Origin of the sequence: Streptomyces sp. 2P-4 (assembly GCF_030167965.1) — a bacterium.
Lineage (GTDB): Bacteria > Actinomycetota > Actinomycetes > Streptomycetales > Streptomycetaceae > Streptomyces > Streptomyces globosus_A.
The window spans coordinates 5,203,967-5,224,938 of record NZ_CP095011.1 but is presented as its reverse complement, the minus strand read 5'-3'; the positions used below and the strand labels follow the sequence as shown (position 1 = coordinate 5,224,938).

At 75.6% G+C, this 20,972-nt stretch carries 20 protein-coding genes and 1 riboswitch; of the genes, 12 read left to right on the top strand and 8 right to left on the bottom strand.

Annotation, left to right across the window (positions count from 1 at the left end; all coding sequences use genetic code 11):
• Positions 1-184: 184 nt before the first annotated feature.
• The 4 genes from MUK52_RS23150 (at position 185) to MUK52_RS23135 (ending at position 5,693) form a co-directional block, all read left to right on the top strand.
• Positions 185-754, top strand: coding sequence for a beta-class carbonic anhydrase (locus MUK52_RS23150; RefSeq protein ID WP_284579698.1), 570 nt, complete (start codon positions 185-187; stop codon positions 752-754).
• A 138-nt stretch (positions 755-892) separates the two neighbouring features.
• The gene (locus MUK52_RS23145; protein WP_284579695.1) at positions 893-1,900 is read left to right on the top strand and encodes an AAA family ATPase; all 1,008 of its coding nucleotides are present in this window, start codon (positions 893-895) and stop codon (positions 1,898-1,900) included.
• On the top strand, positions 1,900-3,258 hold the full coding sequence (locus MUK52_RS23140; protein ID WP_284579692.1) for a DUF58 domain-containing protein: 1,359 nt from the start codon (positions 1,900-1,902) through the stop codon (positions 3,256-3,258). The genes MUK52_RS23145 and MUK52_RS23140 overlap by 1 nt, the downstream gene beginning before the upstream one ends.
• A complete protein-coding gene (locus MUK52_RS23135; protein ID WP_284579690.1) occupies positions 3,255-5,693 on the top strand; it encodes a transglutaminase TgpA family protein in 2,439 nt (812 codons plus the stop codon). Before MUK52_RS23140 ends, MUK52_RS23135 begins: the two co-directional genes overlap by 4 nt.
• A 360-nt stretch (positions 5,694-6,053) precedes the next feature.
• Here MUK52_RS23135 and MUK52_RS23130 read toward each other — a convergent pair whose 3' ends face one another.
• Genes MUK52_RS23130 through MUK52_RS23120 form a run of 3 tightly spaced genes read right to left on the bottom strand, consistent with a single transcriptional unit; the run spans position 6,054 to position 9,572 of the window.
• Positions 6,054-6,686 carry a TetR/AcrR family transcriptional regulator gene (locus MUK52_RS23130; protein ID WP_342777128.1) on the bottom strand — a complete coding sequence of 211 codons (633 nt, stop codon included), beginning with the start codon at positions 6,684-6,686 and terminating at the stop codon, positions 6,054-6,056.
• A gap of 29 nt (positions 6,687-6,715) precedes the next feature.
• Complete coding sequence (locus MUK52_RS23125; RefSeq protein ID WP_284579687.1) at positions 6,716-8,803, bottom strand: YhgE/Pip family protein; 2,088 nt, start codon at positions 8,801-8,803, stop codon at positions 6,716-6,718.
• Positions 8,775-9,572: an ATP-binding cassette domain-containing protein gene (locus MUK52_RS23120; protein ID WP_284579685.1), complete on the bottom strand. Its 798-nt coding sequence runs from the start codon at positions 9,570-9,572 to the stop codon at positions 8,775-8,777. The genes MUK52_RS23125 and MUK52_RS23120 overlap by 29 nt, the downstream gene beginning before the upstream one ends.
• 199 nt (positions 9,573-9,771) lie before the next feature.
• Here MUK52_RS23120 and MUK52_RS23115 point away from each other — a divergent pair, with 199 nt between their 5' ends.
• The 5 genes from MUK52_RS23115 (at position 9,772) to MUK52_RS23095 (ending at position 14,045) form a co-directional block, all read left to right on the top strand.
• Positions 9,772-10,281: an SAV_6107 family HEPN domain-containing protein gene (locus MUK52_RS23115; protein ID WP_114057208.1), complete on the top strand. Its 510-nt coding sequence runs from the start codon at positions 9,772-9,774 to the stop codon at positions 10,279-10,281.
• Between the two features lie 82 nt (positions 10,282-10,363).
• Positions 10,364-11,122: a methyltransferase gene (locus MUK52_RS23110; protein WP_284579681.1), complete on the top strand. Its 759-nt coding sequence runs from the start codon at positions 10,364-10,366 to the stop codon at positions 11,120-11,122.
• Positions 11,123-11,438: 316 nt separating this feature from the next.
• Positions 11,439-11,840, top strand: a complete 402-nt coding sequence (locus MUK52_RS23105) for an SCO2097 family morphological protein (RefSeq protein WP_114057210.1) — start codon at positions 11,439-11,441, stop codon at positions 11,838-11,840.
• A 120-nt stretch (positions 11,841-11,960) separates the two neighbouring features.
• Positions 11,961-12,596, top strand: coding sequence for a DUF4126 domain-containing protein (locus MUK52_RS23100; protein WP_284579677.1), 636 nt, complete (start codon positions 11,961-11,963; stop codon positions 12,594-12,596).
• 30 nt (positions 12,597-12,626) lie between these two features.
• Positions 12,627-14,045 carry a phytoene desaturase family protein gene (locus tag MUK52_RS23095; protein ID WP_284579675.1) on the top strand — a complete coding sequence of 473 codons (1,419 nt, stop codon included), beginning with the start codon at positions 12,627-12,629 and terminating at the stop codon, positions 14,043-14,045.
• Between the two features lie 21 nt (positions 14,046-14,066).
• Here MUK52_RS23095 and MUK52_RS23090 read toward each other — a convergent pair whose 3' ends face one another.
• The 5 genes from MUK52_RS23090 to MUK52_RS23070 form a co-directional block, all read right to left on the bottom strand.
• Entirely contained in the window at positions 14,067-14,984 is a 918-nt protein-coding gene (locus MUK52_RS23090; protein WP_284579673.1) for a hypothetical protein, read from the bottom strand.
• Between the two features lie 40 nt (positions 14,985-15,024).
• Positions 15,025-15,942, bottom strand: a complete 918-nt coding sequence (gene metF, locus MUK52_RS23085; RefSeq protein ID WP_114057214.1) for a methylenetetrahydrofolate reductase [NAD(P)H] — start codon at positions 15,940-15,942, stop codon at positions 15,025-15,027.
• Positions 15,943-16,012: 70 nt separating this feature from the next.
• Entirely contained in the window at positions 16,013-16,666 is a 654-nt protein-coding gene (gene thiE / locus MUK52_RS23080) for a thiamine phosphate synthase (RefSeq protein ID WP_114057215.1), read from the bottom strand.
• A gap of 85 nt (positions 16,667-16,751) precedes the next feature.
• On the bottom strand, positions 16,752-17,117 hold the full coding sequence (locus MUK52_RS23075; RefSeq protein WP_114057216.1) for an Rv2175c family DNA-binding protein: 366 nt from the start codon (positions 17,115-17,117) through the stop codon (positions 16,752-16,754).
• A gap of 83 nt (positions 17,118-17,200) precedes the next feature.
• Positions 17,201-18,424, bottom strand: coding sequence for an NAD(P)/FAD-dependent oxidoreductase (locus tag MUK52_RS23070; RefSeq protein WP_472912589.1), 1,224 nt, complete (start codon positions 18,422-18,424; stop codon positions 17,201-17,203).
• 112 nt (positions 18,425-18,536) lie between these two features.
• A riboswitch (TPP riboswitch) is annotated at positions 18,537-18,652 on the top strand.
• Between MUK52_RS23070 and thiO the strand changes: the two genes are divergently transcribed.
• The 3 genes from thiO (at position 18,648) to MUK52_RS23055 (ending at position 20,814) form a co-directional block, all read left to right on the top strand.
• Positions 18,648-19,817 carry a glycine oxidase ThiO gene (gene thiO / locus MUK52_RS23065; RefSeq protein ID WP_114057218.1) on the top strand — a complete coding sequence of 390 codons (1,170 nt, stop codon included), beginning with the start codon at positions 18,648-18,650 and terminating at the stop codon, positions 19,815-19,817. Its footprint overlaps the riboswitch before it by 5 nt.
• Entirely contained in the window at positions 19,814-20,014 is a 201-nt protein-coding gene (gene thiS, locus MUK52_RS23060; RefSeq protein WP_114057219.1) for a sulfur carrier protein ThiS, read from the top strand. The genes thiO and thiS overlap by 4 nt, the downstream gene beginning before the upstream one ends.
• 5 nt (positions 20,015-20,019) lie before the next feature.
• Positions 20,020-20,814: a thiazole synthase gene (locus MUK52_RS23055; RefSeq protein WP_114057220.1), complete on the top strand. Its 795-nt coding sequence runs from the start codon at positions 20,020-20,022 to the stop codon at positions 20,812-20,814.
• Positions 20,815-20,972: the final 158 nt, after the last annotated feature.

The window sequence follows — 20,972 nt, the reverse complement described above, 5'->3', positions numbered from 1 at the left end:
CCGGGTCAACGAACCGGCCCGCGCGCCGTGCGCCCGCCTCGTCCGGAACCCGCAAAAGGCGCGAACCACCCGGATGGCGGCCCCCTCCCCACCCCTGTGGGTCAGCTCACACCGGCCTGCGTTGACCCGTTTCCTCCCACGGCGTCCCGAGCCGGGCCCGAAGGCGGCCACTACCGTCGGAGGCATGACGACTCCCGCTCCCCCGCCCGCCGGATCCGCCGCCGCAGCCCCCGGCCCGCCCGGCAGCCCGCCCGGCGGCTCCGTCACCGACCGGCTGGTCGAGGCCAACCGCAGGTACGCCGCCGGCTTCCGCGACCCCGGCATGGACGCCCGCCCCGTCCTCCGGGTGGCGGTCGTGGCCTGCATGGACGCCCGCCTCGACCTGCACGCCGCGCTCGGCCTGGAGCTCGGCGACTGCCACACCATCCGCAACGCCGGCGGCGTCGTGACCGACGACGCCATCCGCTCGCTCACCATCAGCCAGCGCGCCCTCGGCACCCGGTCCGTCATCCTCATCCACCACACCGGCTGCGGCCTGGAGAACCTCACGGAGGACTTCCGGCACGAGCTGGAGGACGAGGTGGGCCAGCGCCCGCCGTGGGCCGTCGAGGCGTTCCGGGACGTCGACCAGGACGTGCGCCAGTCCATGCAGCGCGTGCGGACCAGCCCCTTCCTCCCCCACCGCGGCGATGTGCGAGGCTTCGTCTTCGACGTGCACACCGGGCTCCTGCGGGAGATCGATCCCGACTCGTGAGTGACACAACCCCGTGGAGCCGTCAACAATGCGGGGACGACGCCGCCCGGAACCCTCCGGGTCCGGCGTCCGTGTCGGGATGGGCCGGCCGTGCGCAAGGGACGCCGGCCCCACCGGAAAGGGCCGAGGAGTACACAGGTGACGACCTATGACGACAGAGCGGGTCTCGCGGATCTGACGAGTACGGCCGAGCGTGTGCGCCGGTCCGTCGAGAGCGTGATCGAGGGCAAGCCCGAGGTCGTGCGCATCGCCCTGACCGTGCTCCTGGCCGAGGGCCACCTGCTGATCGAGGACGTCCCCGGCGTCGGCAAGACGATGCTGGCGAAGACCCTCGCGAAGTCGATCGACTGCTCGGTGCAGCGCATCCAGTTCACCCCGGACCTGCTGCCCTCCGACATCACCGGTGTCAGCATCTACGACCAGCAGCGCCGCGAGTTCGAGTTCAAGCCCGGCGCGATCTTCGCGCAGATCGTCATCGGCGACGAGATCAACCGCGCCTCCCCGAAGACCCAGTCCGCGCTGCTGGAGTCGATGGAGGAGCGCCAGGTCACCATCGACGGGACCACGTACGCGCTGCCCAGCCCGTTCATGGTGGTCGCCACGCAGAACCCGGTCGAGATGGAGGGCACCTACCCCCTCCCCGAGGCGCAGCGCGACCGCTTCATGGCCCGGGTCTCCGTCGGCTACCCGAGCCCGGACGCCGAGCTGCGGATGCTCGACGTCCACGGCGGGCCGTCGCCGCTGGACGACCTCCAGGCCGTCGCGCACGCCCACGACATCGCCAAGCTGGTCGAGGCCGTCCGGGACGTGTACGTCGCCGAGCCGGTCCGCCGCTACGTCGTCGACCTGGTCTCCGCCACCCGCAGCCACCCGGACCTGCGCCTGGGCGCCTCGCCCCGCGCCACCCTGCACCTGCTGCGCGCGGCGAAGGCCGCGGCCGCCATGGCCGGCCGCGACTTCGTCCTGCCGGACGACGCGCAGACCCTGGCCGGGCCCGTTCTGGCGCACCGCCTGCTGCCGACGGCGCAGGCCTCCCTGAACCGCCGGACCGCCGAGCAGGTCGTCCAGGACATCGTGCAGCGCACCCCCGTCCCGAGCGCGCACCAGCGCGGCGAGGTGCCCGGCGCCGGCGTCCGGGGCTTCTGATGGGCGCCGGTGCCCCGCGCGGCGCCGGCGGCGGGGGCCGGAGCTCCGGCGGGCTGCGCACGTCGCTGGCCGGCCTGACCACCCGGGGCCGGTCCTTCCTGGCCGCGGGCGTCGCGGCGGCCCTCTGCTCGTACGTGCTCGGCCAGGCCGAGCTGCTGCGCGTCGGGCTGCTGCTGGCCTTCCTGCCGCTGCTGTGCGTCGCCGTTCTGCACCGCACCCGCCACCGGGTCGCCGGCAGCCGCCGGCTGAGCCCGCAGCGGGTGCCCGCCGGGGACGAGGCGCGGGTGCAGCTGCGCGTCGAGAACGTCTCCCGGGTGCCGACGGGGACGCTGATGCTCCAGGACCGGGTGCCGTACGTCCTCGGGCCGCGGCCGCGGTTCGTGCTGGACCGGCTGGAGCCGGGCGGCCGCCGCGAGGTGTCCTACCGGGTCCGCTCCGACCTGCGCGGCCGCTACCCGCTGGGCCCGCTCCAGCTGCGGCTGACCGACCCGTTCGGGCTGGTCGAGCTGACCCGCTCGTTCAGCACGTACGACGTCCTCACCGTGGTCCCCCGCACCGAGGAGCTGGCCCCGGTCCGGCTGGGCGGGCAGAGTTCCGGCTACGGCGACGGCAGCGGCCGCGCGCTGGCCCTGGCCGGCGAGGACGACGTGATCCCGCGCGGCTACCGGCGCGGCGACGACCTGCGCCGCGTGCACTGGCGCTCGACGGCCCGCTACGGCGAGCTGATGGTGCGCCGGGAGGAGCAGCCGCAGCGCAGCCGCGCCACGGTGCTGCTGGACACCCGCGGCATCGCGTACGAGGGCGCCGGGCCGGACTCGGCGTTCGAGTGGGCCGTGTCGGGGGCCGCCTCGACCCTGGTCCACCTGCTGGAGCGGGGCTATTCGGTGCGGCTGCTGACCGACGGGGGCAGCGCCCTGGCCGGCGAGGGGGCGGGCTTCTCGCAGAGCGGCCAGGAGTCCGCCGAGGCCGCCGGGGTGATCATGGACATGCTGGCCGTCGTCGGGCACTCCGACGGGGCCGGGCTGTCCCGCGCGTACGACGCCCTGCGCGCCGGGGACGGCGCCGGCTTCGGCGGGTCGGGCGGCGACGGCCTGCTCGTCGCCTTCCTCGGCGAGCTGGACGACGCGCAGACGGAGCTGGCGGCGAAGATACGCGGCCGCTGCGGCGCCGCGGTGGCCTTCCTGCTGGACCCGGCGCAGTGGGCCGGGCGGCCCTCGCGCGTCCAGGAGCGGCTGGACCGGCTGCGCGAGACGGGCTGGACGGCGCTGGCCGTCCCGCCGGGCGCCGCGTACGGCGACCTGTGGCGGCAGGCCGGAAGCACGCCGCTCGGCACGGACTCCCCGGGGGGCTGGTCATGAGCGGGCGTGCACGGCTGACGGTGTTCGCGGTCCTGGCGACGCTGCTGGCCTCCTGGTCGCTGGCCTCGCTGGTGGAGTCCTCGGGCTGGCTGCTCCAGGCCGCGGCGCTGCTGTGCCTGCAGAGCGGGGTGGGCGCCGCGGCCCGCCGGGCGCCGCTGGCGCGGCCCCTGACCGCTGCCTCGCAGGTGCTGGTCTCCTCCCTGGTGGTGGTCTTCCTCTTCGCGGGGAAGGGCGAGTCGACCGGGACCGGGCCGATGGCCTACCTGGTGACGGACATCGGCGCCCTGTTCCGCCGCGGCGTGCAGGACGTGGCCGAGTTCGCGATACCGGCCCCGCTGACCGACGGCATCCGGCTGCTGCTGCTGACCGGGGTCCTGGTGATCGGCCTGCTGGTGGACCTGCTGGCGGTGACCCTGCGCAGCGCTGCCGCGGCCGGACTGCCGCTGCTCGCCCTCTACTCGGTGGCGGCGGGGCTGTCCGGCGGCGCCGGCGCGCCCTGGTTCTCCTTCCTGCTGGCCGGCGCCGGCTACCTGCTGCTGCTCCTGGCCGAGGGCCGCGACCGGCTGGCCCAGTGGGGCCGCGTCTTCGGCGGCACCCCGTCCGGCCGGGTGACCGCGGCCTCCGGGTACGGGTCGGGCGGGGCGGGCTCCGGGCGGCCGCTCTCCCCCGTGCGCACCGGCCGGCGGATCGGCGCGGCCGCCCTCGGCCTCGCGCTGGTGGCGCCGGCGGCGCTGCCCTCGCTGGGCGGCGGCGTCCTCGGCGGCCGCACCGAGGCCGACGGCGGCGGCAGCGGGGTCGGCGGGACGATCTCCGCGGTCAACCCGCTGGTGTCCCTGCAGAGCAGCCTGAACGCGCAGGACAACCGGGTGGTGCTGAAGTACCGGACCGACACGCCGGCGCTCGGCGACCACTACCTGCGGATCCTGGCGCTGGACGAGTTCAACGGCGTGAAGTGGGAGGCGTCCGGCCGGGCCCTGACCGACGTCCCGGAGCGGCTGCCGAGCCCTCCGGGGCTGGGCGAGCGGGTCCGCCAGGGCGCGGCGGAGGTCCGTACGAGCATCTCGGCGGCGGACACGTACGCGCAGCGCTACCTGCCGATGCCGTACCCGGCGACGGGCGTGGACATCCCCGGCCGGTGGCGGTTCGAGCCGGTCGGCCGGACGCTGGTCGGCGACCAGCTGGCCAAGGACCGCTACCAGAACGTGCAGGGCGCGATGTACACGGTGCGGAGCCTGCTGCTGCGGCCGACGGCGGCCCAGCTGCAGTCGGCTCCCGAGCCCGACCCGGCGATCCGCGCCGAGTACACGAGGCTGCCCGACAACCTGCCGCCGGTGGTGGCGGAGACGGCCCGGCAGGTCACGAAGGGCGCGAAGGACGACTACACGCGCGCGGTGCGGCTGCAGGACCACTTCGCCGTGAACGGCGGCTTCCGCTACGACACGAAGGTGGCGTCCGGCACGGGCCCGCTGGCCATCGCCCGGTTCCTGGCGGACAAGGAGGGCTTCTGCATCCACTTCGCCTTCTCGATGGCCGCGATGTCGCGCTCGCTCGGCATCCCGGCCCGGGTGGCGGTCGGGTTCACGCCCGGTGAGAAGCAGGCCGACGGCAGCGTGAACGTCTCGATGCGGGACGCCCACGCCTGGCCGGAGCTGTACTTCGAGGGCGTCGGCTGGACCCGGTTCGAGCCGACCCCGCGGCAGGGGCTCACCCTGCCGGACTACGCGCGGTCCGAGGATCCGGCGGCCCAGCCGTCGGCGCCGGCGCCGCTGCCCTCGCAGAGCGCGGCGCAGCCGTCGGCGGCCCCGTCGCAGGCCGACGCCTGCCCGCCGGAGCTGCGGCGGCTCGGCGAGTGCGGCGGCGCCGCACCGCAGGAGGCCGCCGACGGGCAGGGCGGCGGGCCGTCCGCGGGTGCGGTCCTCGGCTGGGCGGCCGCGGCGGCGGTCGTCGTCGGCGTGCCGCTGCTGCCGCTGCTGTGGCGGTCCCGGCTGCGCGGGCGCCGGCTGGCCGGGGGCGGCGTCCTGCCGGCCTGGGAGGAGCTGCACGACGCGGCCTGGGACGTCGGCATCGTCCCGGACCGGGCGCTGTCCCCGCGGGCGGCCGCGGAGCGGCTCGTCGAGGCGGGCCGGCTCGACGGGGAGGCCGCGGCGGCGGTCCGCCGGCTGTCCGAGGCGGTGGAGCGGGCGCTGTACGCCCCGCCCGGCGCGCCGGAGGCGGAGCCGCGGGCGGAGGCGGCGCAGGACGTGTCGGCGGTCCGGGCCGCGCTGCTGGCCGGCGCCGGCCGGCGGGGGCGGCTGCGGGCGCTGCTGCTGCCGCGCTCGGCGGCGCGCGTGCGGTGGGCGGTGCAGGCGCGGCGCGACGCGGCGGCGGCCTGGGCCGGCCGGCGGGCGGCGGCGCTGCGGGCCCGGGTGCGGCTGCCGCTGCGCGGCCGCGGCTGACGCCGGGCGCGCGGCGCGGGCCACAGCAGGAACGAGGAAGAAGGACGCCGGTGCGGCATGGCTCGATCCCCCCGAGCCGGGCCGCACCGGCGTCCGCGTGCACCGGGCGCAGGCCGTCAGGATCCGTCCCGGTGGTGGCAGGGTCCCGGTCCGCACCGGCCGCCCCGTGTCGGCGGTCCGGACCGGTTCCCCGTCCGATGCCCCAAGTCTGGCGTCCGCGCAGGGGGGAGCCCATCCGCGCACGTACTCATTCCGCTCCTGGGTACGGGTACTCAGGCGCGGCGGCGGACCGGGGCGGGTCCCACCAGTTGTACGCGGCGGGGCCCCGCCGGCGGCACCGCCGATCGGGGGTCCCGCCCGTCAGCGGTTGCCGCTGACCCGTCCCCGCAGCAGCAGCGACAGCGCGGAGTGCACGTCGTCCAGGGACCGCTCCCGCTGGAAGGACTGCCAGTCCAGCGCGGCCACCAGCACCATCCCGACGAGGGCGGCGGCCGTCAGCGGGACGTCGATCTCCGGGCTGAGCTCGCCGCGCTCCACGCCCTCGGCGAGGACCGTCTCGACCACGGCCACCGCCTCCTGCCGCACCACCATCAGCGTGGACTGCCACGTCCGGTTGGTGCGCCACAGCTCGGCGACGTACAGCTGGGTGAAGGCCGGGTAGCGGTCGATGAAGACGAGGCCGGCGCGGATCATCGCGTCCAGCGCCTCGACGCGGCTGCCGCCGCGCGCCTCCGTGGACTCGGCGGCCTCGCGCAGGGAGGCGGTGAGCAGGCCGACGCCGTGCCGCAGCAGCTCCTCGAAGAGGTCGTTCTTGCTCGCGAAGTTGTAGTAGACCGTGCCCTTGGCGACGCCGGCCCGTTCGGCGATCTCGTCGACCGTGGTCGCGGAGAACCCCTGCTCGGCGATGAGCGTGACGGCCGCTTCGTAGAGCTTCTGGCGTGTCGCCTGCCGGCGTCCGCCGCCGGCGGACGCGCCGGTGCTGCTGCTTTCCATGGCGCTGATTCTCACAGGTCACCGGCTCCTTACAGGCTCAGTTCGGGGTGGAGCCGGTCCATCGTCCACACCTGCTTGCCGCGGGCGGCGAGCGCGGTCAGGGCGAGGGCGCCGGCGGTGAAGGCGGCCAGGACGGCGCAGCCCTGCCAGACGGGGCCGAGGCCGCCGCCGGTGATGAGGCGGCGCAGGCTCTCCACGACGTACGACATCGGCAGGTACGGGTGGACGGCGTTGAAGAACCCGGGGCTGGTCTGGACGGGGTAGGTGCCGCCGGCCGAGGTCAGCTGGAGCATCAGCACCGCGAGGACCAGGATGCGCCCGGCCGCGCCGAACTTGGCGTTCAGCCACTGCACGATGGCCGCGAAGCAGCCGGTGACCAGGACGAGGAAGCCGACGGCCAGGGCGGGGCGGGCGAGCTCCAGGCCGAGGCCCCAGTGCAGCACGGACATCAGCATGGCGACCTGGAGGGCGCCGAGCCCGGCCACGGGCATCCACCCGGCGAGGGCGATCCGCCAGGGCGAGGCGCCGGCGGCGAGGGCCCGCTTGTTCATGGGGGCGATCAGCATGTAGGCGACCATCGCGCCGACCCAGAGGGAGAGCGGGATGAAGTACGGGGCGAAGCCGGTGCCGTAGTTGGGCGCCTTGTGCAGGGACTCGTTGGCGAGCTTGACCGGGTCGGCCATGACCTCGGTGCGCGCGTCGCGCTGCTGCTGGTCGTAGTTCGGGATCTTGCCCGCGCCCTCGTGCAGGCCGTCGGCGAGGTCGGTGTTGCCGTCGACGAGCTTGAACAGGCCGCCGTCGAGGCTGTGCGCGCCGTCGCCGATCTTGCCGACGCCGTTGCCGATCGCGGCGGACCCCTGGGTGGCCTTGCCGATGCCCGCGTGGAGCTGGGCCATGCCGGTGGCGACCTTCTGTGCGCCGTTGTTCAGGGCGTTGATGTCGGCGGCGGCCGCGTCGAGGCGGGAGGTCAGGCCGGGGGCGTCCGCGGCGAGCTTGCGGGCCTTCTTCTCCAGGTCGGCGAGCTGCTTGCGCAGGGTGGCCAGGTCGCCGTTCGAGTCCTTGACCAGGGCGTCGACGTCTCCGGTGAGGAGGGCGGCCTCGGCGGTGACCTCCTTCAGCTTCTTCATGTCGGCGCAGGCGGCGGGCAGCGGCTTGGGCGCGCTGCCGGTGCAGGTGCGCGTGTACGTGTCGGTGGCCAGGGCGGCCGCCTGCTTGCTGACGCGGGCGGCGGCCGGCGCTTTCTTGGAGAAGGTGTCCAGGTGGTTGCCCACGACCTTCGCGGTGTCGGCGACGAGGGTCGCGGCGTCGGCCACCTGCTTCGGGTCGTCCAGGTGGGGGCGGGCCTGGGAGGCGATGCCGTTGAACTTGTCGGCGAGCTTGCGGGTGCCGCCGGCGATGTCCCTGGTGCCGGTCTCCAGCTTGCCGGCGGCCGTGTCGAGCTTCTTCAGCCCGCCGGTCAGCTCGCCGTTCTTCTCCTCGACGGTGTCGAGGCCCTCGGCGATCTCTTTGGCGCCCTCCTTGGCCTTGGTCGCGCCGTCCTTGAGCCTGTCGGCGCCGTCTGCGGCCTCGGCGGTCTTGCCGTGCAGGTCGGAGAAGGAGACGAAGATCTTGTCGAGGAACTTCCGCGAGGCGTTGGTCGAGGCGGCGGAGCGGACCTCGGCGAAGACGGTGCGGGAGATCGAGCCGACGATGTAGTTGTTCGCGTCGTTGGTGCGGACCTGGAGCGCGCCGGTCGCCGGGTCGTCGCCGGAGCTGGAGGCGATCTTCTCGCTGAAGTCGGCCGGCATGGTCAGGGACAGGTAGTACGTCCCGTTCTCCAGGCCCTTGGCGGCCTGCTCCGCGCTGACCTCGTGCCACTCGAAGGTCTTGCTGTCGCGCAGCTTCCCGGTGATCTCGTCGCCGGCGGCGATGCGCTCGCCTTCGACGGTGGCGCCCTTGTCGGCGTTGACGAGGGCGACGGGCACCTTGTCGAGGCGGCTGTAGGGGTCCCAGAAGGACCACAGGTACAGGGCTCCGTAGAGCAGCGGCAGCAGGAGCAGTGCGACCAGGGCGGCCCGCGGCAGCTTCCCCCGCCCGAACCGCTTCAGCTCAAGCGCGGCCAGCTTCGGCGAGCGCATCGTCGGCCCCCTTCGTGTCGTCGTCGGTGCGGTCTTCGGCGCCGGCCGGGCCGGCGGTGTCGGCGGGCTCCGCGCCCGGGGCCGTGCGCACGACCCGGACGCCCTCGGGGGCCTGGCTGCACACCGCGAGGACGGTGGTCCCGGCGGCGGCGATCGAGCGGAGCAGCTCCCAGACCTCCTCGCGCTCGGTGTCGGAGAGCTTGAGGTCGGCGTCGTCGAGGGCCAGCAGCCGGGGCGAGCCCAGCAGGGCGAGGGCCAGGGAGAGCCGTACCGCCTCCAGGCGGTCCAGGTCCCGGACGGAGGTCCGCAGCCCCTTGGGCAGGGCCTCCGGGTCGAGGCCGGCGGCGGCCAGCGCCGCGTCGATCCGGGCGGCGGCCTCCTTGCCTCGGCTGCCGGGCGGGCGCAGGAGCGCGCGCAGGGGGCCCTCGTAGCGGCGCTGGAGCAGGGCCCCCTCGCGCAGCTGCTCGCCGACGGTCAGGGCCTGGTCGAGGTCGTTGACCCCGGGCACCGGGCCGAGGCCGGCAATGCGGCGGACCGCGCCCATCCGCTTGGGCAGCGGCAGGCCGGCCACCTCGGCGCGGCCGGCGGTGGGCTTCATGCGCCCGGTGAGGGCGAGCAGCAGGCAGGTGCGGCCGCTGCCCGACGGGCCTTCGATCGCGATGAGCGTGCCGGGTGCGGCATCGACGTCCACTCCCCGGAACGCCCAGCCGCGCGGGCCCCTGAGTCCGAAGTCCTCGGCTTTGACGGCCGCGCCGTGCGGGCTGTCCACTCCGCCCCCTCCCTTTTGAACTGACCAGTCAGTTCAAAAACTAGCACCCTTGCCGCCCCTCCGCGTGCACAGGGGGCCGATTGCCCCGATGTGGGCGGGAAAACCGCAGGTCGGCGCGATTGTCAGTGGTGCCCGCGACGATGGGGGACGGCATCACCAGGCGCCGCGAAGAGCAGTACGCAACGACAGGAGGTTCGTCATGGCCACACCGTCCCCGTCCCCTGTCCACCCCGTCCCGCGCAGGTCGGCCGCTCCGCCGGCCGCGCTCGACCTGCTCGCCAAGGCCCGCAGCGGCCTGGCCGAGGCATCCGCCCTGAGCCGCCCCAACGAGCGCTACGCCACCGCCCACCTCGCCGCACTGCGCACCGCGGCCGCCGTCCTCGCGGCCCGGGCCCGGCCCGAGCCCGCCCACCCGCGGCGCCGCCCCCGCATACGCAGCGCCTGGGAGGTGCTCCCGGAGCTCGCGCCGGAGCTGGCCGAGTGGAGCGCGCTCTTCGCCTCCGGAGCGGCCCGCCGGGCCCGCGCCGAGGCCGGCATACCGGACGCCGCGAGCGAGGAGGACGCCGCGTACCTGCTGCGCGCCACGGAGATGTTCCTGCGGCTGGTCGAGCGGATGCTCGCCCTCCAGCCGGCGGCGCGGCCGCTGCCGCAGCAGGCGCTGCCCCAGCCCCGCCCCGAGCCGCGCCCGGAGCGTCCGGACGCGGGATGAGCTGCACCGCTGCCGGAGGCAATAGGGTGGGGCACGCATTGCACGCTTTGCCCGCCCCTTCCGCGCCGAGGAGTCATCAGCCGTGTCGGACACTTCCCGCCCCCGCGCCTCCCTCCGCACCGCCGTGGTGTGGGAGGTCCTCAAGGAGGCCCTCGACCGCCGGGTGAAGGCGACCGGGCGGGACGTGCTCGACGTGCTGGACACCGGCGGCGGCACCGGCATGTTCGCGGTCCCGATCGCCCGCCTCGGCCACCGCGTCACCGTGGTCGACCCCAGCCCGAACGCGCTGTTCGGGCTGGAGCGCCGGGTCGCCGAGGCCGGCGTCGCCGACCGGGTCCGCGGCGTCCAGGGCGACGCCCAGGGCCTGCTCGACGTCGTCGAGCGGGAGTCCTACGACGTGGTCGTCTGCCACGGCGTCCTGGAATACGTCGACGACGCGGCCGAGGGCGCCGCCAACGCCGTCGCCGCCCTGCGCCCCGGCGGGACGCTCAGCCTGCTCGCCGCCGGCCTCGGCGGCGCCGTCCTGGCCCGCGCCCTGGCCGGCCACTTCACCGAGGCCCGCGCGGCCCTCGGCGACCCGGCCGGCCGCTGGGGCGCGGGCGACCCGGTGCCCCGGCGCTTCACCGCCGGCCAGCTCGCCGACCTCGTGGCCGGCGCCGGGCTGGAGGTCGGCGCGGTCCACGGCGTCCGCGTCTTCGCCGACCTCGTCCCCGGCGTCCTCGTGGACACCGAGCCCGGCGCCGTGGAGGCCCTGATGCGCCTGGAGGAGGCCGCAGCCGAGCTGCCCGCCTTCCACGCCATCGCCACCCAGCTGCACGTCCTCGGCGAGAAGCCCGCCTGACCCCCGGCCGCCTCCCGGCCGGGAGGCGCCGCCGGCCGGCCCCGGCGGTTCCGCGGACTCCCTCCGCTCCGGGCGGGCGCGCCGTATGATCGGGGCACCACCCGGCATGGCGGGCGGATCAGCGGGGAATAACGACCTCACTGCCCGGCCCCCGGCCGTACGGCCCCGCGCCGTACCGGCGATGGGCAGTGCCTTTCCGGGCGGTGCATTTTTCCAACCCGGCGCGGAGGGCGGGTGTCACGGGGGCGATTCCCCGCCTATCCTGAAGGGGACCCTGGTCGCTACCCCCCGCGACCGAAGGATGAGGAGGACTCCCGTGCCGCTCTCGGAGCACGAGCAGCGAATGCTCGAGCAGATGGAGCGAGCGCTGTACGCCGAAGACCCCAAGTTCGCGACAGCGCTTGAGGGAAGCGGACTGCGCACGTACACCCGGCGACGGGTCTACCAGGCAGTCGCAGGCATTGTGGTGGGTATCGCGCTCCTCATGACCGGTGTGATCGTCCCGAACGTACTCTGGGTCAGCGTGGTGGGTTTCCTCGTCATGCTCGGCTGTACGCTCCTCGCGGTCACCGGTTGGCGCAAGGCGCCCAAGCCTGGCGAGCAGCCCGTCTCCGGCAGTGCAGGCGGTTCGGCCCATGGCCGGAACCGGCAGCGTCGGTCGATGATGAACCGCATCGAGGAACGGTGGCAGCGCCGCCGCGACGAGCAGGGGCACTGACGCCCCCGGCCGCGCGCGATGACGGGGACGGCGGCCCACCGCCGCCGCACCCGCGCGCGTCCGGCCCCGGACCGCGCCTGCCGGACGCCGCGCGCTGCGGCGCGATGACGCGGTGATGCGGTGAGCGTCCTCCCCCTGGTCTTCACCAGCGGCTGGGCCAGCGGCGTCAACGCGTACGCCGTGGTCCTCCTGCTGGGCGTCTTCGGCGCGACCGGCCTCAGCGACGACGTCCCCCCGGCCCTCCAGCGCACGGACGTCCTGATCGCCGCCGGCGTCCTCTTCCTGTGCGAGGCCGTCGCCGACAAAATCCCGTACGTGGACTCCGCCTGGGACGCTGTCCACACCGTCGTCCGGCCCGTCGCCGGGGCCGTCGTCGGGGCCCTGCTGGCCGGCCAGAGCGGCTCCCTCTCCGATCTCGCCGCCGGCGCGATCGGCGGCACCACCGCGCTGGCCAGCCATGCCGTCAAGGCCGGCACCCGCATGGCCGTCAACACCTCCCCCGAGCCGGTCAGCAACATCGCACTGAGCACCGCCGAGGACATCGGCGTCGCCGGCATCGTCGCCTTCGCCGTCTTCCATCCCGTCGCCGCCGCCGTCGTCGCGGCCGTCCTCCTCGCCCTCGGCCTGGCCGTCCTCGTCCTCCTGTGGACCCGGATCCGCCGCTTCCTGCGCCGCCGGGCGCAGCGCCGCGAGGAGAAGCGGCCGGCCGGCCGCGCCCGGGAGCCTTCCGCCCCCACCGCGGGCCCGCCCCGCTGACTCGGGCCGCCGCTCGATAGGGTCGGGCGCATGGCACGAATTGCGGTGATCGGCGCCGGCATGGGCGCGATGGCCACGGCGGCCCGGCTGGCCGTCGCAGGGCACCAGGTGACGGTCTACGAGCAGGGTCCGACGTACGGCGGCGCCGTCGGCCGCCGCACCCGTGAGGGCTTCGCCTTCGACACGGGGCCGGGGCTGCTGCACCTGCCCGCCGTCTACCGCGACCTGTTCGTCAAGACCGGCAAGCGCCCCCTCGAGGACTGCGTCGACATGGTGCAGGTCGACCCCGCCGTCCGGCACGTCCTCGCCGACGGCACCGAGGCCGTCCTCCCGGCCGTCTCCCGCGGCGGCGCCGCGGCCGCCCTCGACGGGGCCTTCGGCGCAGGCACGGGGGACCGCTGGAACGACGTCCTGAACCGGGCCCGCGACGCCTGGGACGCCACGCGCCGCCCCCTGCTGGAGGAGCCCCTGCGCCCCGACTGGCAGGTGCTGGGCCGCGACCCGTACCCGGCCGTCCGCAAGAGCGGGCTGCTGCGCCGCCGCCCGCCCACCCTCGCCGAGACCGCCGCCCGCGAGCTCGGCGGGCCCGCCGGCGAGCTGCTGGCGGCCCGGGTGGGGGCGTACGGGCTCGATCCGGCCTCGGTGCCCGCCTCCGCGGCCGTGCTGCCGTACATGGAGCAGACCTTCGGCAGCTGGTACGTGCGCGGCGGCATGCGGGCGCTGGCCACCGCCCTGTACGAGCGCTGCCTGGAGCGGAAGGTCTCCTTCGTCTTCGACGCCCCGGTCCGGGAGGTGCTCGCCCGCGACGGCCGGGCCGCCGGGCTGCTGCTGGGCGACGGGGCGGAGGCCGCCGCCGACTCCGTGGTGTGCGCGGCCGACCCGCGCGGCCTCCGCGGGGTGCCGCTGCCGCCCGGCGGGGTGCCCGCCCGCGGCCCCGGCACGGCGAGCCGGCTCACGCTCTTCCTCGCGCTGCGCGGCGAGCGGCCGGCCGGCACCGTGCACCGCACCCTCGTCCACTCCCCCGGCGCGCCGGTCACCGTCCTGCGCCCCGACGACCCGGCCGTCGTCCCCGACGCGGGCCACGAGGCGGTCACCGTGACGGCCGTCTGCCCCGCCGCCGGCGCGGGCCCCGCGCCCGATCCGGAGGCCCTGCTGGAGCGCGCCGAGCGGGCCGTGCCCGGGCTGCGCGAGCGGCTGCTGTGGCACGAGGTGTACGCGCCCGCCGACATCGCGGCCGCCACCGGGGCGGCGGGCGGTGCGGTGCCCCCGCCCGCGCTCGCCGGAGCGGACGGCCGGCTGCTGTACCCGGCCAACACGACCGGCCTGCCCGGCCTGTACCTGGCCGGCGGGTGGGCGCACCCGGGCGGCGGGCTGCCGCACGCCGGGATGACCGGGGCCCTGGTGGCCGGGCTGGTCGTGGAGGGCGCCGGCTTCCGCGGCTCCCGGTGAGGCGGCCCGGCCGGGGCGGCCTCAGTAGCGGTACTGCCCGTACTCCCCGGTGCCCTGCGGCGGGTACTGCTGCGGCTGCTGGTACGGCCCGCCCGCCTGGTCGTCCTCCGGGTACGGCTGCGCGACGTCCCGCTGCTGCGGCACCCACACCCCGCCGGGCGGCGTGTCCATCGCGTACGGGTCCTGCGCGGCGCCCGCGCCGTACGGGTCCGGTACCTGGCCCGCGTACGGGGTGTAGTCGTACGGCTGCTGCGGGATGACGCCGCCGCCGGTGCCGATGTACGGGTCCGAGTAGGCGGCGTACACCTCCCGGCCGCTGCCGTCCGGGTAGCCGCCGGAGTAGTCGAAGCCGCCGCCCTGGGACTGCGCGTCCTGGTAGGCGGCGTAGCCGTGCGCGTCCTGCTCGGGCGCGCCGGCGGCGAAGCTCTGTATCCCGTACGTGCCGGTCTCGTCGGGCAGCGGCTCCGGGCTGTAGAAGTCCTCGGTCGCCGCCCGGAAGCGCGGGCGGGGCTCCTGCTCCGCGGGCTCCGCGCCGCCGTCCGCGCCGCCGCTCCCGGCCGCCGTGCCGGCCCCTTCGGAGCCGTACTCCAGCGAGGTCACCTCCAGCGCGGGCTCGGTGCGTGCGGCGCCGCCGCGGCGCCGCCGGCCGGGCCGGCCGGGCCGGCCGGGCGCGGGGGCGGCCTTGCCGCGGCGCAGCGCCCATCCGGCCTCGAAGCCCTTGCGGAAGGACAGCGTCACCAGTGTCTGGCCCACGGCGAACGCGGCCGCGCCGACGGCGATGACGAGGACCGACGGCAGGACCACCCCGGCGACGACGCCGAGGAACCCGGCGAACGCGAGCAGCCGCCAGCGCAGCCGGGCCTTGTACTGCATCAGGACCTCGGCGAGCAGCCACAGCGCGACGAAGCCGAACGCGATGTAGAGGACCGTCATTCCCATGCGTGGCACCCCTCGGTACGGCCGCCCTGGGAACGGCCGATCAGGCCCGCTTGTGCAGGCCCAGGTTCTCGTAGATCTCGAGGGTCGCCGTGGAGTTGTTCAGCGTGATGAAGTGCAGCCCCGGGACACCCTCGGACAGCAGCCGCGCGCAGAACTCCGTGGCGAACTCGATCCCCATGGAGCGTACAGCGGCCGGATCGTCCTTGACGGCGAGCATGCGCTCTTTCACGGCGCCGGGGAAGACCGCGTTGCTGAGCTGGGGCAGCCGGTCGAGCTGCCTGACGGCCACAACAGGCATGACCTCAGGGATGATAGGGGTCTCGCAGCCCGCCTTCTCGGCACTGTCGCGGAGCCGCAGATAATTCTCCGGATCGAAGAACATCTGGGTGATCGCATAGTCGGCGCCCGCACGGCACTTGTCCACGAAGTGCCGGATGTCCGTATCCCAGTCGGTGGACCGGGGGTGCATCTCGGGGAACGCTGCGACGCCCACGCAGAAGTCGCCGGACTCCTTCAGCAGCCGGACGAGGTCGGCGGCGTAGTGGACGCCCTCGGGGTGCGCCACCCACGGGCCCATGGGGTCGCCCGGCGGATCGCCGCGCACGGCCAGCATGTTGCGGATGCCCGCGTCCGCGAACTGCCCGATGACGTTGCGCAGCTCGGCGATCGAGTGGTCGACCGCGGTGAGGTGCGCGACGGGGGTCAGGGTGGTGTCGGAGGCGATCTGCTGGGTCGCCTTGACGGTGCCGCCGCGGGTGGACCCGCCGGCGCCGTAGGTGACGGAGACGAAGCTGGGGGCCACCGCCTCGATGCGGCGCAGCGCGTCCCAGAGGTTGCGTTCGCCCTTCTCCGTCTTGGGCGCCCAGAACTCGAAGGAGTACGAGGGGTCCCCGGACGCCAGCAGGTCGCGGACCGTGCGGGCGCGGTCCGTTCGGGTGGAAGCTGTTCCAAGGGCCATACCGGCAGGTTAGACGGGCGTTCACGGACTCCGAAGCCGTGTCCACGTGGTGGACAGCTTTTTGGACACCTCAGGCGGTGCGGGCCCGGAGGCGGGCGGCCAGCCCGGCGGCCTCGGCCCCGGGGTCGGAGGCCTCCGTGAGGGCGCGGACGACGACGACCCGGGTGGCGCCGGCGTCGAGGACCTCGTCGAGGTTGCCGGCGTCGATCCCGCCTATGGCGAACCAGGGGCGGTCCTGGCGCAGGGAGGCCGCGTACCGGACGAGGCCGAGGCCGGGGGCGTGCCGGCCGGGCTTGGTGGGGGTGGGCCAGCAGGGGCCGGTGCAGAAATAGTCCACGCCGGGTTCGGCGGCGGCAGCGGCGACCTCGTCCTCGGCGTGGCAGGAGCGGCCGATCAGGACCCCGTCGCCGAGGATCGCCCGGGCGGCCGGGACGGGGATGTCGCCCTGGCCGAGGTGGAGGACGTCGGAGCCGATGGCGTGCGCGACGTCGGCGCGGTCGTTGACGGCGAGGAGCTTGCCGTGGCGGCGGGCCGCCTCGGCGAAGACCGCCAGGTGCTCCAGTTCCTCGCCGGCCTCCATGCCCTTGTCCCGGAGCTGGACGATGTCCACGCCGCCGGCGAGGACCGCGTCGAGGAACTCGGGGAGGTCCCCCTGCCGCCTGCGGGCGTCCGTGCACAGGTAGAGCCGGGCGTCGGACAGCTGCTGCCGCACGTTCGCGGACATGGGTACCCCCCTGGGTGGTGCGGCGGGCGGGCCCCGCCGCACACGGCGGGGGCCCGCCCGCCAGGTCGGATCTGTCGGGCTCGGCTCAGAGGGCGAGCGCCTGGGCGCGGCGCTTGACCTCCGTGCCGCGATTCTCGCGCAGCGCCTGCACGGGGGTGCCGGGCAGGGTCGGGTCGGCGGTGAAGAGCCACTCCAGCATCTCCTCGTCGGAGAAGCCGTCGTCCTTCAGGACGGTCAGCAGGCCGGTGAGGCCCTTGACCAGCTTGTCGCCGTCGATGAAGTCGGCGGGGACCTGGAGGGCGCGGTTCTCCCCGCGGCGCACCGCGATCAGCTGACCTTCCTTGACCAGCTGGCGGACCCGGGTCACTTCGACGTCCATCATCTCGGCGATGTCGGGGAGGTGGAGCCAGGCGGGGACAAGGGCATCGATCTTTGCGTCAATCTCGGTCACGGCACAAGCCTGCCACCTCCCGCGGGCCGCCGGTACCCGAGCCGACCCGTCCGGGGCTGCCCGGCCGCCCGGCCGGGCGGCTGCTACGCAGCCGCCGCCTTGAGGGGGGTCTCCGGGTCCGCGACGCGGGCCGGGTCGACGGTGCTGCCCGCCTCGATGAGCCGGCGGCCCTGGGCGAGGTCGCGGGGGCGGCCCACCGCGAGGATCGCGACCATGGCCCCGGCGCGCAGCCAGCACACCGACCAGGCCTGCCCTGCGGGGTCGCCGCGCCACAGCAGGGTGTCGGCGTCCGCATGGTGGCCGGCGTACTGGACGAACCGGCCGAACTGCTCCGACCAGAAGTACGGCACCGGGTCGTACGTCTCCACGGGCTCCCCCGCCAGGATGTTCGCGGCGACGACCCGCGGCCCCTGGAGGGCGTTGTCCCAGTGGTGCACCAGCAGCCGGGCCCCGTACCGGGCCGAGGGGAAGGAGGCGCAGTCGCCGACCGCGTACACGCCGGGGACGGAGGTCCGCAGGTGGGCGTCGGCGGTGACCGAGCCGTCGGGGCCGAGCTCGACGCCCGAGCCGGCGAGCCAGCGGGTGGCGGGCCGGGCCCCGATGCCGACGACGACCGCGCCGGCGGGCAGCTCGCGGCCGTCGGCCAGCAGGACCCGCCCGGCCTCGACGGACGCCACCCGGGCGGAGGTGAGCAGGTCGGCGCCGATCTCCCCGTACCAGCGGCCCATCGCGGCGGCGACCTCGGCGGGCAGCGCCCCGGCCAGCACCCGGTCCGCGGCCTCGACGACGGTGACCGCGCAGCCGGCCTCGCGGGCGGCGGTCGCGAACTCGGCGCCGATCCAGCCGGCGCCGACGACGACGGTCGCCGGGGCGCGCGCGATGACCGGCCGCAGCCGGGCCGCGTCGTCGAGGGTGCGCAGCAGGTGGACGCCGGGCACGCCCTCGGCGCCCGGCAGGGTCAGCGGCTCGGCGCCGGTCGCCAGCACCAGGACCCCGTACGGGACCGGCCCTGCCTCGGTGTCCAGCTCGCGGTCGGCGGGCCGCAGCCCGGTCACCTCGACGCCGAGCCGGAGGGTGATCCCGAGGCCCTCGAAGTCGACGTCGAAGGCGGAGTCCTCGGCCTTGCCGAGCAGCACCGCCTTGGACAGCGGGGGCCGGTCGTACGGCTGGTGGGGCTCGGCTCCCAGCAGGGTGACGGGGCCGGTCCAGCCCTGCTCGCGCAGGGCCACCGCGGTCTGGACCCCGGCCATCCCGGCGCCGGCGATGACGACGCCGCCGTTCTCGTTCTGTTCCGTCTGCTCGCTCACGCGACCACCCTAGCGACCTGACGATCAGTCAGCGAGGTGCGCGCGGGGGGTCCGGCGGGGCGGCCCTCCGGCCTCCTCCCGCTCCCGGTAGGGGAACGGCTACTGTGGCCACCGTACCTGTCGCGGGAGTCCGGGCGCACCGGGCTGAGAGGGAGGCTGAAGCGGCCTCCGACCGTACGAACCTGATCCGGGTCATGCCGGCGAAGGGAGGGGCTGGACGCCCATGCACTCATCTCGGAAGGGATCCGACGTCCTCGTCATCGGGGGCGGGATCATCGGCCTGGCCACCGCCTGGCGGGCCGCCCGCCGCGGGCTGCGCACCGCGCTCGCCGACCCCGCGCCCGGCGGCGGCGCGGCCCGGGTCGCGGCCGGCATGCTCGCCGCGGTCACGGAGCTCCACTACGGCGAGGAGACCCTGCTGGGCCTCAACCTCGCCTCCGCCGCCCGCTACCCGGAGTTCGCCGCCGAGCTGGCCGAGGCCAGCGGCGGCATGGACATCGGCTACCGGGCCTGCGGCACCCTCGCCGTCGCGCTCGACGCCGACGACCGGCTCCACCTGCGGGAACTGCACGCCCTCCAGCGCCGCTGCGGCCTGGAGTCGGAGTGGCTCACCGGCCGCGAGTGCCGCCGCCTGGAGCCGATGCTGGCCCCCGGCGTCCGCGGCGGCCTGCGCGTGGACGGCGACCACCAGGTGGACCCGCGCCGGCTCGCGGCGGCCCTGCTCGCCGCCTGCGAACGCGCGGGGGTGGAGATGCGCCGGGCGCACGCCGAGCGCCTCCTGGTCTGCGCAGACCGGGCGGTCGGCGCCGCCCTGGACGACGGCACCGAGCTGCGCGCCGGGCAGGTCGTCCTGGCCGCCGGATCGCTCAGCGGCCGCCTCGCCGGCGTACCGCAGGAGGTCCTTCCGCCGGTGCGGCCCGTCAAGGGGCAGGTGCTGCGGCTCGCCGTGCCGGCGGCGTACGGGCCGTTCCTGTCGCGGACGGTCCGGGCGGTCGTGCGCGGCAGCCACGTCTACCTGGTGCCGCGGGAGAACGGCGAGCTCGTCGTGGGCGCCACCAGCGAGGAACTCGGCTGGGACACCACGGTCACCGCCGGCGGTGTCTACGAACTCCTGCGCGACGCACACGAGTTGGTTCCCGGCATCACCGAACTCCCGCTGACCGAGACCCTGGCCGGGCTGCGGCCCGGCTCCCCCGACAACGCCCCGCTGCTCGGCCCGACCGCCCTGCCCGGCCTGCACCTGGCCACCGGGCACTACCGCAACGGGGTCCTGCTGACCCCGCTCACCGGCGACGCGATGGCCGACCTGCTGTCGACCGGCACGCTGCCGGACATCGCGCTGCCCTTCAGCCCGAGCCGCTTCTCCGCCGCACGCCAGGAGGCGTACGCATGACCATCTCCGTCAACGGCGAGCCGCGCGAGGTCGCGGCCGGCACCACCCTCGACGCGGTGGTCGCCACCCTCACCGCGGCGCCGTCGGGCGTCGCGGCCGCCCTCAACGAGGCGGTCGTACCGCGCGGCCAGTGGCCGCGGACCCCGGTCGGCGACGGCGACCGGATCGAGGTCCTCACCGCCGTCCAGGGAGGCTGAGCGCGATGGCCGACGACGTGTTCACCCTCGGCGGGCGCACCTTCGCCTCCCGCCTGATCATGGGGACGGGCGGGGCGCCCAGCCTCGACGTGCTGGAGCGGGCCCTGGTGGCCTCCGGCACCGAGCTGACGACCGTGGCGATGCGCCGCCTCGACCCCACCGTGCAGGGCTCGGTCCTCTCCGTCCTCGACCGGCTCGGGATCGCGGTCCTCCCGAACACGGCGGGCTGCTACACCGCCGGCGAGGCCGTCCTCACCGCGCGGCTCGCGCGGGAGGCGCTCGGCACCGACTGGATCAAGCTGGAGGTCGTCGCGGACGAGCGGACGCTGCTCCCGGACGGGGAGGAGCTGCTCCAGGCCGCCGAAACCCTGGTGGACGACGGCTTCACGGTCCTGCCGTACACGAGCGACGACCCTGTCCTCGCCCGCAAGCTGGAGGATGCCGGGTGCGCGGCGGTCATGCCGCTGGGCTCTCCGATCGGGTCGGGGATGGGCATCCGCAACCCGCACAACTTCGAGCTGATCGTGGAGCGGGCCGGCGTACCGGTGATCCTGGACGCGGGGGCCGGCACGGCCTCCGACGCCGCCCTGGCGATGGAGCTGGGGTGCGCGGGCGTGATGCTGGCCTCGGCGGTGACACGGGCGCAGGCGCCGGTGCTGATGGCCGCCGCGATGCGGGACGCGGTGTCCGCGGGGCGGCTGGCATACCGCGCCGGCCGTATCCCCCAGCGCCGCTTCGCCGCGGCGTCCTCCCCCGCGGAGGGCCTGGCCGCCCTGGACCCGGAACGCCCGGCGTTCTGACCCGGGGGCCGTCAGGGGCCCCCTCCCGGCCGGCCCCCTGCCCGTCCCCGCCGGCCCGGGCCGGCGGGGACGGCTGCGCGCGGCGGGCCGGCGGCGCGTGCGCCGCGTCACAACTGCGCACCAGCCTGCCTCTCCCGGCGGAGCCCACAGGTGCCGCT